Below are 14927 nucleotides of genomic sequence, written 5' to 3'. Positions count from 1 at the left end.
GCGGCGCGCGGCGCGGGCTGCGTGCCGCGCCGCCGTGGCGCCGCTGAGCGCCGCGGCGCCGCGGCGCCGCGCTACGCCGGCGGATTCTCGACGGCGGGAGCGGACTTGACCTTCTTCGGCCCCTGCGTGCTCTTCTTGAAGAACCGCCCCGGCCAGTCCTTCGGCAGCCTCCGCTCTTCCGCCCGCTGGATCAGCAGGCCGTAGCGCGTGCGCCGCGCGGCGTTGATGTCGTCCACGAACCGGACGATCTCGCGCACGCGTTGGTCCGCGGTGGCGGCGGCGGCGCGCTGCCGCTCCTCGACCGCGGCGTCGCCGCGGGCGATGTCCCCTTCGAGCCGAGCGCCGAGCGCCTGGAGGGCGGGCTCGCCCTCGGTCTTGAGCGACGCCGGCCACGCGCGCACGACCTCGATCTCGCTCTCCAGCCCGAGGCGCACGATCTCGTGGCGCGCCTTCTTGAAGTAGCGCTTGCGCTGCGGCGCGTCCCGATCGCGGAAGGTCCGGAGCAGCTCGTTGTCGAGCTCGTCGACGGTGTCGTCGAGCATGTCGTCCTCGGCGTCAATGCCCGCCTGCGCGACGATCTCGGCGCGCCATGCGCTCCGCTGTCCGGTGTTCACCCGAGTCCAGCGCTCCACGAGCGCGCCGGCCTCCGAGGCGAGGTCGCTCGCGTTCCTGTCCTTGAGCAGCCGCGCTTCCTCGTAGACCAGGACGCTCCAGATGAGATCGAGGGAGTCGTCGTAATGAATGGTGTTGATGGCCATGGGTTCCCCTCTCGTTGTTCCTTCGAGCGCAGCCGGCGAAACGCCGGCGAGCGTCGAGGAACGCGAACACTAAGAAGGGCAGACGAGCTCGTCAATCGAGCGCGGCGGCGGCAGGAGCGATATCGGCCAGCGAGCAAGCTTCCGACGCGGCGTCAGGAGCGATGTCGGCCAGCGAGCAAGCTTCCGACGCGGCGTCAGGAGCGATGTCGGCCAGCGAGCAGGCTTCCGACGCGGCGTCAGGAGCGATGTCGGCCGCTGACAGAGACTCTGATGCGGCGCCGGGAACGTCGTAGGCCGCTGCGCGGGCAGCTGTCGATTCTAGTGTCCCGCGGGAGTCCCCCCGGCGTTGCCGGGGAGGAACCCACGGCGACTTCACGGATGAAGAGATGCCTCTCCTCGCAGGCGGCGGGACAGCGCCCGCGACGGGAGCAGCTCCGTGGGCACGCCCGCCGAGCGCTGGTAGGCTCGGGCCGGGCACATCCGGGAGGTTCCTCCATGTTCACGTTCGACCGGAAACCGCAACTATCGGCAGCGCACTCTCCGGGCCCGAAGCACGCCTCGCGGCGTTCCAGCGCGTCCTGGTCAAGGATCGGGCGCAATGCTTCGGAGGCAGGCGTGGAGCCCGAGGCGTCTCGGCCTATCACGTCCTGTCCATCGTTCGACTTCACCCGCATTGCCAGCGTGCCGCCGCCGATCCAGCGGAAGGCGACCGTCAGCTCGCCGGGTGACCCGTTCGAGCGCGAGGCGGACGAGGTCGCCGACAAGGTGATGAGGATGGCGAAGCCGGCGCCGATCGGCGCGGCGCCGGTCGCCATCCAGCGCATGTGCGCGGACTGCGAGGAGGAGAAGACCCTCCAGACCAAGCGTGCGCCTTCGGCGGACGCCTGCGCGACGCTGAACACAGGGGCCGCCGTTCGCGAAGCCGAGCGAGGAGGAGAGCCGCTGCCGCGGGCGGAGCGGGACTTCTTCGAGCCGCGCTTCGGGTATGACTTCAGCCGGGTGCGCGTGCACGCCGACGCACAGGCCGCGAGCTCGGCGAAGGGCCTCCACGCCCGGGCCTACACCTTCGGCAGCGACATCGTCTTCGGCGCGGGTGAATATGCGCCGCAGGAAGAGAAGGGCCGGCGCCTGCTCGCGCACGAGCTGACCCACGTCGTGCAGCAGCACGGGTCGACGCCGGCACGCGTGCAGCGCGTCAGCGTCGAAGAGGAAGCCAAGGAGGGTGCGGAGGCGGCCGAGGAGGGCGCGGAGGCGGCCAGCAAGGATGAGCAGCCAGCCGCGGCAGACGTGGCTTCTATCGACGAGGACGTGGCTCCCATCGACGAGATCGAGGAGGAGATCGGCGGCGCTGAGGGCGCCGGCGAGGAGGAGGAGCTCGCGCCCGAGATCGAGGCGCCCGATACGGTCGCTGCGCCGACGCCGGACGCCATGGCGTCCCCCGGCCCCGGTGGGAAGGCTGCGCCGCAGGCCCCGAGCCCCAAGAAGCCGGCGAAGGGCACGATCAAGGCGTGCTCGAGCAAGACCGATCCCAAGAGCGTCATCGCAGATCACACGGTGAGGCCGACCCGCATCGACAAGCCCGGCGACACCGTCACTTTCACGGTCACCTTCGCCTGTCAGCCGGTAGGCGAGGCCCAAAGCATCCTCGAGACGACGGGGGGGAAGAACCTCGGCAGCAATCGGTTCACCGGCCGGAAGCTCAAGAAATTCGCCCGGAAGTGGAACGGGAAGAAGCTGTTCACCGGTGTCGGTACCTACGTCGTCAACGACGGGGTTTACCAGCACCGGCTCGCCGATTGCCACTTCGGGTACACCAACAGCGGCAAGACGAAGCTGTTCGCTCAGGGGAGCAAGCTGGTCTCGCCCGCGGTCACGGTCGGCGCGCGCGCGTTCTCGGGACCGGGGAAATCGCACTTCCACTTCACGTCGGCCAACGTCAAGGCGCTCGCCCGGATCATCGACTCGGAGATGAAGGAGGGGAACGCCACCGAGCGCACGGCGATCGCCTGGGCCGTGCGCAATCAGATGGCTCGGTTGGGGACCGGCTCCGTCGCGACGGCGCGCGCTCATTTCGGCGACGCCTCGGGTATGGCCGGCTCTGCCTCCGCCGTAGCCATCGCGGGCGCGGTGCTCCAGCTCCCGATGTCCAATGACATCACCGGCGGGGCCATCAAGTGGTTCTCGCCCAAGCGGATGCCGAAGAAGGGTGAGTCCTGCGCTGGCTACGACTGCGGCGGCGGGCTGATCACGGTGAGCGACCTCAGCGGGGCCAGCAAAGAGGTGTATGGCCCGGCGTGGATCAAGAGCATGACCAAGGCCTCGGTCTCGAACACCCGGCCGTGGCTCCTCATCCTCTACGCCCTGTGAGGCTGGGGCGGGGCCGCTGGCTGGAGTACTAGGGCTGCTCGGGCCGCGGCGGGCTCCCGCGCGGACGCAGGGCGATCGGCTGCAGCTGAACCCGGTCACCCGCGAGGTTCACCCGCAGGATCGCGTCGCGGTCCAGGCCGGTGCCGGCGTGCTCGTGCGCGACCAGGACGACGCAGGTATCCCCCTCGGGCTCGCGCGGCGCCATCGGGGCCACCGAGAAGCCCTGGGACCCGGCGTGGTGAGCCATGCTCAGGATCTCGAAGCGCTCGTCGAGGTACGCCACGACGACCTGCCAGCCGACCAGGGCGACGTACAGGTAGCGCTGACGGGTGGGGCGCTCGTCGGGGCGTGGCTGTCCGCCGAGCGCAGGACAGCCGCTCTCCTCAACGCCGCTCACGAGGAGAAGCACCGGGCTGATCGGCGCCTCTCCGCGCTGGAGCGAGGCGCGGACATCGTCGAACCTGGGATCCCTGAGGCCGGGCCACGTGCTCAGTTTGTTGTGGACGCGAGCGAAGGGCTCGGCCGCCTCGCCGGGAGGCGCGGGCGCAGCCCTCGCCTCGGATGTGGCCGTCGGAGCTGCGGGGCTGCCTGCCGGCGCCGCTGGAGCGCCGCCGCAGCCGCTCCCGAGCATCGCCACCAGCGCTGCCGCGGCGCATCTCCTTCTGAACATCGTGCTGAACATCATGGCCATCCGTCGGCATCGCGATCCTCGAGCAGACGAGAGCGCGCCGCGCGCTGGGGTCCGTCAATGTCCCCCAGCCACCTCGGCCGCGAGGAGAGCCTGGAAACGCCCGTCCCCCTCGTCGTTCCACCCCACTCCGGTAGAATGTCACGGTGACCATGGTGCGCCAGCTTGGCTGAACATGCGCCGAGGACGAGCCCGCCTCCACGGCAGCCGAGACCAGGAGGGTCCCGCGCGCGCCGCGGGGCGCGCTCGCGCGCTCCACGACCGTGAGGACCTCGCGCGATCCCCGCTCGTGGTAGAGCACGCCCCGTGCGCGCCCGCGTGATCCGACCCCGCCATCCCTCCGCCGCGCTCGCGCTCGCCTCCGCCGCGGCCGCGCTCCTCTCCGGTTGCACCGGGTGCGAGACGTCGACCCGCGATCTGCCTTCGGACGCCCCGGCCGCGGCGTCCGCGAGCCCGCAGGCGACGCCTCCGCCGCCGGCGCGCGACGCCGTGCACCTCATCGACGAGCTGCCGAGCTGCGATCTCGAGCACCGAGGGCTCCTGTTCGACACCGGCGCAGGCGCGCTCATCGGCCGCTTCGCGTGGCAAGGCACCGTGCCCACCGGCATCCAGGCGGTCGAGCACAACGGATCCACCTGGGCGCGGATCTCGGACCGGCAGATCAAGCTCACCTTCGTCCTGCCGTCCGCGAGCCCCATCTTCGTGTCCGCCCGGGCCGTCGGGCTCACCTCCAGGTACGCCACCGTCTCCCTGGACGACCAGCTGCTCGGGACGCTCCGCCTCCAGCGCGACCAGATCCGCATCGCCTCGACCCCGACCACCACGCTCCCCGCCGACCCCGGCCTGCACACCCTCACGCTCCAGTTCTCCGGCCGGCTCCGCGCGGGGGAGTCGTTCGCCGACGTCGACTGGGTGCGCGTGGGCATCCCGGACGAGGACCCGGCCACGTACGGCCCCCCGACCCTGCGCGACGTCGTCGCGCCCGCCGCCGCGCTGTCGGGCGTCCCCCACCGGTCCATCGCGCTGCGCGCGCCGGGCGCGGTCCGCTGCGCCTTTCGCCCCTCCAGGGTGACCCGCCTCCACACCTCCATCGGCGCGCTGGGCTCGGAAGGAGGCGACGCCGAGATCCGCGTCCTCCGCGACGGCCAGGAGCCCCTCGTGCTCCATCGCGTCCACGTCGAGGGCGGCGACAAGGCGACCTGGACCGACGTCGAGCTGCCGCTCGCGCCCTTCGCCGGGTCCCTCATCTCCCTCGAGCTCCGCGCCGCCGCCGCGGCCCGCGGCGGACGCATCCTCTTCGGCGACCCCCTCCTCGCCGGATCGCCGGAGCCGCCGCCGTCCGTGCCCGCAGCGCGCGCGGTCGTGATCGTCGCCCTGAACGGGGTCGAGCGGCCCGATCTGCCCCCCTGGAGCGGTCGCCCGGCGCCGCACCTCGCCACGCTCTCGGAGCTCGCGACGTCAGCGACGACGTTCGATCACCACCGCGGGCCGAGCACGGTCGTGTCCGCCGTGGCCGCGTCGCTGCTCACCGGTCTCCCGCCGCCGGCCCATACCGTCGCCGACGCCGGGGCCCGCCTCCCCGCCCGCATCACAACCATCGGCGCCATCGCGAGCGACAGCAGCATCCGCACCGGGTTCTTCACCGGCGTCCCCACCACGTTCCGGGCGTTCGGCTTCGGACCCGGCTGGTCCCGGGTCCTCGAGCACCCCCCGACGAGCGGCGAGCCCGCCACCACCCCGATCGACGCCGCCGCCACCTGGATCAGCGAGACCGTCCGCCAGGACGCGTCCAACCGCCTCCTCGCGTTCGTCCACGCGCGCGGCGGCCATCCGCCCTGGGAGGTCAGCCCGAAGGAGCTGAACGCCCTCAAGCCCGCCGAATACGCCGGCCCCGTCGAGCCGCGCCGCGCCGCCCAGGTGCTGGCCAGGCTGAGGAACCGGCGCCGCGATGTGCTCAGCCCCGAGGATCGCGACCGGATCCGCGACCTCTTCTCCATCGCCCTCGCCGGCCAGGACCGCGCCCTGGGCAACCTCATCGGGACCCTCAAGTCCGCCGGCCTGTGGGACGAGACCCTCTTCATCGTGACCGGCGATCTGGCCAGCGGGCGCTCCGACGCCGTGCTCTTCGGCGAGGGCATGGACCTCCAGGAGCCCGTCCTGACGCTCCCGCTTTATGTCCACTTTCCCGGTGATCTGTACGCCGGCCAGCGCGTCGCCGCCCCGACCGAGATCATCGACGTCGCGCGCACGGTGATCGCCGCCCTCGGCCTCTCGTTCGCCCGCAAGCCGCTCGGCAAGGATCTGGCGGCGGTCGCCTCCGGCCTCGAGGGCGTCGAGCGCGGCCCCCAGATCGCCGCCCTCGGCGATCGTTACTCCACCCGCTGGGGCAACCTCGTGCTTTCGGGTCGGCTCGGCGTTCCCCCCTTTCTCTGCGACCTCGACGTGGACCCGACCTGCGCCTTCAACCGTCGCGAGGTGATGCCCCTCGCCACCGTGTCGCTCTTCCGGCGCACCGTGACGTTCGACCTGTCCGTGCGCGCGCCCGCGGCGCAACGGGAGCCGGCCACGATCGACGCCGAAACGGCGGCCGTGCTCAACGTATGGGGCGCGAACTGAGGCCCGCGCGATCGACCTGCGCCCGCGCCTGCGAGCCGAGGAGAGCCCGCTGACGGCGCCCGGCGGCGCGCCGGCGCCCTGCGCGGGCGGAGGCGTCCGCGACATCGCGCACGCCGCGCGCGATCACGCTCCAGCGGCGCCATGATGCCTCGCTGCGGGGCAGCACGCCCCGCGTCGCGCGCGCCGCGAGGCCCCGCGCGGGTTGGCCGATCGACGTACGCCCGCGCCCGCGCGTGCGCGTCGTGCGCTCGCTTCGCGCGCCCCTCTCGCCTGGCATGCTTCGCGCAGACCCGCAGACCGCACAGGCCAAGCGCCTCGACGGCGCTTCATCTTTCCGTGAAGGAGTCCCCGCATGAAGGCGACCGACCTATTGAAGGAGCATCACCAGGAAGTCGAGGAGCTCTTCGAGCGCATGTCGCAGGCTGACAGCGACGAGATCAGCGCGCTCCGCGACGAGCTCGTGGCGACCCTCGTGAGCCACACGGCCATCGAGGAGGAGCTCTTCTACCCCGAGAGCCGGGAGGCGCTCGGCGCGTCCCCCCTGATCCCGACCTCGTACGAGGAGCACGCGCTCGTCGACGTCATGTTGCAGAAATTGCTCAGCACCGAGCCGGGTGACGAAACCTTTCACGCCAGGCTCGGCGTGCTGAAGGAGCTCGTGCAGCACCACGTCGAGGAGGAGGAGAAGCAGCTCTTCCCCCAGGTCGAGAGCGCCATGGGCGCCGCGCGCCTCGAGGAGCTCGGCAGCCGCCTGGAGGCGCGCTTCGGCCAGGTGCGCAAGAGCGACGTGGAGGCGCTCCTCGCTCGGAACGTCGCGAAGAGCATGCCCGCCGCCACCGCCGGCCGCCGCGCGCGCGCGGCGAAGCCGTCGGCGCGCAAGGCGGCGGCCAAGCGTCCACCCGCGAAGCGCGCGCCGAAGCGCGCGTCGACGCAGCGCGCCGAGCCCGCGCGGGGCGCGCAGAAGGGGCGCCGCACCACCACGACCGGACGGAAGAAGGCAGCGGCCACGGCGCCCGCGAAGACCGGGCGAGCCGCGCCCGCGCGCAAGCCGAGCCGACCGGCGAAGACCAGCCGCACGGGCCGCAAGGGCGGTCGCGCGAGCAACGCCTCCGCGCGCTGAGCGTCGCAGGCCAGCCAGCGCACATCGACGCACGTTGCCGCAGCTCAGCGGCGCGAGGTCCGGCCGGAGGGGACGGCGGGCCTCGCGCCGCCGTCGAGATCGAACAGCGGCAGCGTGCCGCCGGCCTTCGGGGCAGGGGCCCTCGGGGCAGCGGCCTCCGCCGCGAGCTCCTGCAGCAGGGCGGGGTCGTCGTGCGCGACCGAGTTGACCCGCGGGGAGACGGCGCGCGCCGCGAGGGCGCCGCGAGGCGCCGGCCGGAGCAGCGCCTCGGCCCGATCCGCGTCCGCGCCGTCGCCGAGGCCGAGCCAGAGGTCGACGTCCCCGGGGCCCAGCAGGACCGGCATGCGGTCGTGGATCGGCGCGACGTCGGCGTTCGCCTCGGTGGTCAGGATCGTGAACCGGACGTCGGGCTCGCCCGCGCCGGGGTCCTTCGCCGGCTGGTACAGCCCCGCCAGGCGGAGCAGCCCGCCCTCCGCGGGGTGGAACCAGGTGGGCCGCCGCGCGCCCTTGGGCCCGGTCCACTCGTAGAAGCCGTCCGCCGGCACCACACAGCGGCGCGCCGCGAACGCCTCGCGGAACGTCGGCTTCGCCCGCGCGCTCTCGGCGCGCGCGTTGGCCAGGAGCGAAGGCCCGGCGCCGTCCCTGGCGAAACGCGCCACGAAGCCCCAGGTCGCCGCCACCAGCGCGCGCCGGCCGTCCCGCGCGCGCAGCACCGGGTGGACGGTCGCAGGTGCGATGTTGAAACGAGGCCGAAACCTCGCCGCAATCTCCGGATCAGCGGCAATCGACCGAGCCGGACCGCCACGCGCTCGGCCCGCGCCAGAGGACGGCTCGAGCATCGCCAGGAGGGTCGCAAAGTCCGGCACGGCGAGGGTGAAGCGCGCGCACATAGGACTAGATTAGCGGCTTCGGGGCGCCTACAAGGGCGCTCCGGACGTTGGAGGAGGCCGCATGGTCGACAGCTTTGGCACCAAGAGCACGCTGACGGTTCAAGCCGAAACATACACCTACTACAAGCTCACCTCGCTGGCGCAAGGCGGCGCGTCGATCGACAAGCTCCCCTTCTCGCTCCGCATCCTCCTGGAGAACCTCCTCCGCCACGAGGACGGGCGCGTCGTGCGCAAGGACCACGTGGAGGCCGTCCTCAACTGGGACCCGAAGGCCCGCCCCTCGCAGGAGATCGCGTTCCACCCCGCGCGCGTGCTGCTCCAGGACTTCACCGGCGTGCCCGCCGTGGTCGATCTCGCCGCCATGCGCGAGGCGCTCGCGAAGCTCGGCGGCGACTCGCTCAAGATCAACCCGCTCCAGCCCGTCGACCTCGTGATCGACCACTCGGTCCAGGTCGACAAGTTTGCGTCCTCGACGGCCGTGAAGGTGAACGCGGCGCTCGAGTTCGAGCGCAACGAGGAGCGCTACGCGTTCCTCCGCTGGGGAGCGCAGGCGTTCACGAACTTCCGCGTGGTGCCGCCCGACCAGGGCATCTGCCACCAGATCAACCTGGAGTACCTCGCGGGCGCCGTGATGCGGCAGGGCTCGTTGGTCTACCCGGACACGCTCGTCGGCACCGACTCGCACACCACGATGATCAACGGGCTCGGGGTCGTCGGCTGGGGCGTCGGCGGCATCGAGGCCGAGGCGGCGATGCTCGGCCAGCCGCTCTCGATGCTCATCCCCGAGGTCGTGGGCTTCAAGCTCCACGGCAGCCTGCCCGAGGGCGCGACCGCGACCGATCTCGTCCTCACGGTGACGCAGATGCTGCGGCAGAAGAAGGTGGTCGGGAAATTCGTGGAGTTCTACGGCCCCGGCCTGAGCGCGCTCTCGCTCCCGGACCGCGCCACGATCGCCAACATGGCGCCCGAGTACGGCGCCACGATCGGCTTCTTCCCCGTCGACGACGAGACGATCGCGTACCTGCGCTTCACCGGCCGGCCCGCGCAGCTCGTCGCGCTCGTCGAGGCCTACTACAAGGAGCAGGGGCTGTTCCGCACGGACAGCACCCCGGACCCGGTCTTCAGCGACACCCTCTCGCTCGACCTCGGCGACGTGGTGCCGTCGATCGCCGGCCCGAAGCGGCCGCAGGACCGCGTCCCGCTGCGCGACGCGAAGCGCACCTTCCGCGCCTCGCTCCAGGGCATGCTCGAGAAGGAGTTCGCCGCCGCCGACGCGCCCGCGGTCAAGGCGTTCCTCGAGGAGGGGGCCGGCCATGCTGCCGCGCGCGCGCCCGCGCTCGAGAAGGTCATGCGCCCCGCGGAGATCACCGAGGGCGACGCGCGCTACACGCTGCGCCACGGCTCGGTCGTGATCGCCGCGATCACGTCCTGCACCAACACGTCGAACCCGGCGGTCATGCTGGGCGCGGGCCTGCTCGCGAAGAAGGCCGTCGAGCGCGGGCTCACGGTGAAGCCGTGGGTGAAGACGTCGCTCGCCCCCGGGTCGAAGGTCGTCACCGACTACCTGCGCCAGGCGGGGCTCCTGCCGTACCTCGAGGCGCTCGGCTTCCACCTGGTCGGCTACGGTTGCACGACCTGCATCGGCAACTCCGGGCCGCTGCCGGACGTGATCGGCGACACGATCCGCAACAACGATCTCGTCGTGGCGAGCGTCCTCTCGGGCAACCGCAACTTCGAGGGCCGCATCAACCAGCACGTGCGGATGAACTTCCTCGCCTCTCCGCCGCTCGTCGTCGCGTACGCGCTGCGGGGCGACGTCGACGCCGACCTCTTCAAGGAGCCGGTCGGCGCGGATCGCAACGGCGATCCGGTGTACCTCAAGGACATCTGGCCGAGCTCGGCCGAGGTCAGCGAGGCCATCCGGACGGCCGTGCGGCCCGAGCAGTTCCAGGTGCAGTACGAGAACGTCTTCGCGGGCGACGAGGAGTGGCAGAAGCTCTCGGTCCCGGGCGGCCAGACGTTCGTGTGGGACGAGGGCTCGACCTACGTGCGCAGGCCGCCGTTCTTCGAGGGGCTGTCGAAGGAGCCGGCGCCGCTCACCGACATCCGGGCCGCGCGCGTGCTCGCGCTGCTCGGCGACTCGGTGACGACCGACCACATCTCCCCGGCCGGCAACATCGCCAAGAACAGCCCCGCCGCGAAGTACCTGGTCGAGCACGGCGTCGCGCCCGCGGACTTCAACTCGTACGGCGCCCGCCGCGGCAACCACGAGGTGATGATGCGCGGCACGTTCGCGAACATCCGCCTCAAGAACGCCCTCCGCCCCGGCGAGGAAGGCGGGATCACGGTGCACCTGCCCGACGGCGAGAAGACCACGATCTACGACGCGGCCATGCAGTACAAGGCCGAGGGCGTGCCGCTGCTCGTGATCGCCGGCGCCGAGTACGGCACCGGGTCGTCGCGCGACTGGGCGGCCAAGGGGACGAAGCTGCTCGGCGTGCGCGCGGTCATCGCGAAGAGCTTCGAGCGCATCCACCGGTCGAACCTGGTCGGCATGGGCGTGCTCCCGCTCGAGTTCGCGCCGGGCGAGGACGCGTCCACCCTCGGGCTCACCGGGCGCGAGGTGTTCGAGATCGACGGCATCTCGGACAACCTCACGCCGGGCAAGAAGCTCAACGTCGTCGCGACCGGGGAAGGCGGGGCGAAGAAGACCTTCACCGTCACCGCGCGCATCGATACGCCGAACGAGGTCGACTACTACCAGCACGGGGGCATTCTCCAGTTCGTGCTGCGCAGCCTGGGCGCCAGCGCCTAGCGCCTCCCTGCGCGCCGCTCCCCGCCCGAGCGTCTGGCGGGGGGCGGGCCCATCCTCGGGGCGGAGCGGCGCGTCGCGGCTGCTGACGCGCGTGCGGGCTTCGGCTAGACCCTGGGGTATGCTCGATCCTCGCCACGTCGCGGAGCACCTCGATGAGGTGCGCGCGGCGCTCGCCCTTCGCTCGCCCGCCGCCGCCGCCAGCCTCGGAGACGACTTCGCCTCCACGGTGAGCGCGAGGCGGTCCAACATCCAGGAGCTCGAGCGGTGGCAGGCGGAGCGCAACGCGGCGAACGAAGCGATGGCGCGCCTCGACAAGAAATCGCCCGAGTTCGCGCAGAAGCGCGACGAGCTGAAGGCCCTGTCGACGCGGATCAAGGAGGCCGAGCAGGTCGTCTCCGAGCTCGAGAAGCGGATGACCGAGCTGCTCTCCGTCGTGCCCAACCTGCCGGACCCGTCGGTGCCCGTGGGCGCGGGGGAGGAGGGCAACGTGGTCGTCCGGGCGTGGGGCGAGAAGCCGAGCTTCTCGTTCGCGCCGAAGTCGCACTGGGACATCGGCACGGCCCTCGGCCTCCTCGACTTCGAGCGCGCGGCGAAGCTCTCGGGGGCGCGCTTCACCGTGCTGATGGGCGCCGCCGCCCGGCTCGAGCGGGCGCTCATCTCGTTCATGCTCGACCTGCACACGCGCGAGCAGGGCTACCTCGAGGTGCTGCCGCCCTTCCTCGTCAAGGACACGGCGCTGTTCGGCACGGGCAACCTGCCCAAGTTCGCCGAGGACCTGTTCAAGACGCAGAAGAGCGACCCGGAGAGGGCGTATGACCTCTACCTCATCCCGACGGCCGAGGTCCCTGTCACGAACCTGCACGCCGACGAGATCCTGGACGGCGCGTCGCTCCCGATCGCCTACGCGGCCTACACGCCGTGCTTCCGCAGCGAGGCGGGCAGCCACGGGCGCGACGTCCGCGGGCTCATCCGGCAGCACCAGTTCGACAAGGTCGAGCTCGTGCGGTTCTCGGCGCCGGAGGACTCCGCCCGCCAGCACGAGCTGCTCACCTCGCACGCGGAGGAGGTCCTGAAGCGGCTCGGCCTGCACTACCGGGTGTCGGCGCTCTGCACCGGTGATCTCGGCTTCGGCTCGCAGAAGACGTACGATCTCGAGGTGTGGCTGCCCGGCCAGGGGGTGTACCGCGAGATCTCGAGCTGCTCGAACTTCGGCGACTTCCAGGCGCGCCGCGCCCAGATCCGCTACCGGCCGGAGCCGAAGGCGAAGCCGCGGCTCGTCCACACGATGAACGGGTCGGCGCTCGCGGTGGGGCGGACGGTCATCGCGATCCTCGAGCAGTACCAGCAGGCGGACGGCACGGTGGTCGTGCCCGAGCCGCTCCGTGCGTTCATGGGCTGCGAGGTCCTCCGCGGCAGGTAACAGCGATGGCAGCGGACGAGGAAGCCAAGCGTGAGCTTCCGGAAGCGAAGAGCGCGCACAACGGGGGGGACGGCGAGCGGCGCTCGCAGGTCCCGGAGTCGCGGGGCGCGCGCGGCGGGGGGGACGGCGAGCGGCGCTCACAGGTCGGGGACGGCGAGCGGCGCTCGCAGGTCCCGGAGTCGCGGGGCGCGCGCGGCGGGGGGGACGGCGAGCGGCGCTCGCAGGTCCACGGGCCGCCGACCAACGCGGAGACGTCGATGGCGCTCGCGCGCCGGCGGCTCCTCGACCTCTGCAAGCGGCACAAGGACGAGCTCATCGACGACTGGATCGAGAACGTGCTGGCGCTGCCGCCGGAGCGGGGCCGGTACACCGACCGGCCCGTGGGCGAGGTCACGGAGAACGTGCGCTCCTGGCTCGCCGCGTTCACCAGGATCCTCGAGGACGGCAGCGAGACGCTGCTCGACGAGTTCATCACGCACCTGGTCGAGCAGCGCTACGCGACCGGGTACTCCATCAGCGCTCCGCTGATCGCCGCGTCCGAGTTCCGCACCGCGGTCGCGGGCGTGCTCGACACGACGCACGACGACGCCGAGGCCGACGGCTCGTCCTCGATCGACGTGCTCCGCGCCGTCGACGCGCTGCTGCTCCAGTTCGAGCACCGCTTCGCCGAGGCGTACGCCCAGCGCTCGCTGTTCGCCTCCGAGGAGCGCTACCGCGAGATCGTCGAGCTCTCGTCCGACGTGCTCGCGACGATCGACCAGGAGGGCATGCTGACGCGGCTGAACGTGCGGTTCGAGGCGCTCTTCGGGCACTCGCGGCAGGCGTGGATCGGCCGGCCTATCACCGCGCTCGCGGTCGCGGCGGACGTGCCGGCCCTGCGCACGCTCGTGCTGTCCGCGTCGCGGGCCGAGGCGCCGAGGGAGGCCACCATCCGCTGCGGGACGCGCGCCGGCCTGACCAAGGTGATGACGGTCCGGATCACGCGGCTCTACGGCGAGGACGCCTCGCTCGCGCTCATGCGCGACGTCACCGAGGAGGTCGCGCGCCGCGCGCAGATCCTCCACAGCGAGAAGCTCTCCTCGATCGGCCAGGTCGCGGCGAGCGTCGCGCACGAGCTCAACAACCCCATGGCGTGGGTGATGGCGAACCTGGAGCAGATCCGGAGCGGGGCGCACAAGCTCGTCTCGGCGGCGCGCCCGGTCGCCTCGGGCTCGTACGAGGACCTGCTGCGCGCCATCGACCTCATCGATCGCTCGTGCCACGAGGCGCTCGCCGGCGTCGAGCGGATGCGCGACATCGTGACGGACCTCAACCTCTTCTCGAGCAGCAGCGAGCGCAAGCCCGAGCGGGTCGATCTCGTCGACGTGATCGAGCTCGCGCTGCGCATGACGGGCCCGCAGCTCAGCCAGCTCTGCCGCATCGAGCGCAGCTACGGCGAGATGCCGCCGTTCGTCGGCTATCCGGGCAAGCTCTCGCAGGTGTTCGTGAACCTGTTCATCAACGCGGCGCAGGCGATGCCGAACCGCCCCCGCGACGAGAACATGGTGCGCGTGACGACGCGCTTCGACGCCGGCGTCCACCACGTCGAGGTGGAGGACAACGCGCGCGGGATGACCCCGGAGGTCGTCGAGCGGATCTTCGACCCGTTCTTCACGACGAAGGAGGAGAGCGCGCGCCCGGGCATCGGGCTCTGGGTGTCGCGCAACATCGTCGAGGAGCAGCACGGCACGATGACGGTGTCGAGCACGCCCGGCGTCGGGACCGTCTTCACGATCCGCCTGACCGGCCTCAACCCGACGGATCTGCCCGCGCCGCGGCCGCCGCCGGAGCCGCCGCGCGCGTCGTCGCGCGGGACGATCCTGTTCGTCGACGACGAGCCGATGCTGCTCAACGCCTTCGCGCGCGCGTTCGAGGAGCGGCACGAGGTGCTCGTGGCGAAGAGCGGCCACGAGGCGCTCGACCTCCTGCGGGACCGCGGCGGCCGGATCGACGCGATCGTCTGCGATCTCCTGATGCCGCAGATGAGCGGGATGGCCCTGTACGACGAGATCGGCGAGCGGTTCCCGCAGCTCTTGCCGAAGATGGCCTTCATGTCCGGCGGCGCCTTCACGCCGAGCGCGCGGGAGTTCGTGGAGCGGGTGGACAACCCGAAGATCGCGAAGCCGATCTCGCTCGACGATCTGGAGCGGGTGATCGGCGATCTTCTCAGCGGCGGGTCGAAGCGGGGGCACTAGGCTGGAGGAGCGGGGGGAT

At 71.8% G+C, this 14927-nt stretch carries 9 protein-coding genes; 6 read left to right on the top strand and 3 right to left on the bottom strand.

Annotation, left to right across the window (positions count from 1 at the left end; translation table 11 throughout):
- Positions 1-71: 71 nt before the first annotated feature.
- Positions 72-758, bottom strand: a complete 687-nt coding sequence (locus WMF34_RS41405) for a hypothetical protein (protein ID WP_437991231.1) — start codon at positions 756-758, stop codon at positions 72-74.
- A gap of 615 nt (positions 759-1373) precedes the next feature.
- On the opposite strand from WMF34_RS41405, the gene WMF34_RS41400 reads away from it, so the two are divergent.
- Positions 1374-3125: an eCIS core domain-containing protein gene (locus WMF34_RS41400; RefSeq protein WP_437991230.1), complete on the top strand. Its 1752-nt coding sequence runs from the start codon at positions 1374-1376 to the stop codon at positions 3123-3125.
- A 28-nt stretch (positions 3126-3153) separates the two neighbouring features.
- Here the strand turns inward: WMF34_RS41400 and WMF34_RS41395 are convergent, their stop codons facing one another.
- Positions 3154-3795 (bottom strand): hypothetical protein, encoded by a 642-nt coding sequence (locus tag WMF34_RS41395; protein ID WP_437991229.1) that lies wholly within the window; start codon positions 3793-3795, stop codon positions 3154-3156.
- 336 nt (positions 3796-4131) lie between these two features.
- On the opposite strand from WMF34_RS41395, the gene WMF34_RS41390 reads away from it, so the two are divergent.
- Together WMF34_RS41390 and WMF34_RS41385 are read left to right on the top strand one after the other, a co-directional pair.
- A complete protein-coding gene (locus tag WMF34_RS41390) occupies positions 4132-6429 on the top strand; it encodes a sulfatase-like hydrolase/transferase (RefSeq protein ID WP_437991228.1) in 2298 nt (765 codons plus the stop codon).
- A 352-nt stretch (positions 6430-6781) separates the two neighbouring features.
- Entirely contained in the window at positions 6782-7549 is a 768-nt protein-coding gene (locus WMF34_RS41385) for a hemerythrin domain-containing protein (protein ID WP_437991227.1), read from the top strand.
- Between the two features lie 44 nt (positions 7550-7593).
- Here the strand turns inward: WMF34_RS41385 and WMF34_RS41380 are convergent, their stop codons facing one another.
- The gene (locus WMF34_RS41380) at positions 7594-8439 is read right to left on the bottom strand and encodes an SOS response-associated peptidase (RefSeq protein ID WP_437991226.1); all 846 of its coding nucleotides are present in this window, start codon (positions 8437-8439) and stop codon (positions 7594-7596) included.
- A gap of 61 nt (positions 8440-8500) precedes the next feature.
- On the opposite strand from WMF34_RS41380, the gene acnA reads away from it, so the two are divergent.
- The 3 genes from acnA to WMF34_RS41365 all read left to right on the top strand — a co-directional run bounded on the left by acnA (position 8501) and on the right by WMF34_RS41365 (position 14908).
- Positions 8501-11254, top strand: a complete 2754-nt coding sequence (acnA, locus tag WMF34_RS41375; RefSeq protein ID WP_012240746.1) for an aconitate hydratase AcnA — start codon at positions 8501-8503, stop codon at positions 11252-11254.
- 118 nt (positions 11255-11372) lie between these two features.
- Complete coding sequence (gene serS, locus WMF34_RS41370; protein ID WP_012240745.1) at positions 11373-12674, top strand: serine--tRNA ligase; 1302 nt, start codon at positions 11373-11375, stop codon at positions 12672-12674.
- 5 nt (positions 12675-12679) lie between these two features.
- Positions 12680-14908 (top strand): ATP-binding protein, encoded by a 2229-nt coding sequence (locus WMF34_RS41365; RefSeq protein WP_012240744.1) that lies wholly within the window; start codon positions 12680-12682, stop codon positions 14906-14908.
- Positions 14909-14927 lie beyond the last annotated feature (19 nt).

The sequence above is a fragment of the Sorangium sp. So ce145 genome (assembly GCF_051525985.1).
Lineage (GTDB): Bacteria > Myxococcota_A > Polyangia > Polyangiales > Polyangiaceae > Sorangium > Sorangium cellulosum_B.
This window is presented reverse-complemented; position numbering and strand designations above follow the sequence as displayed.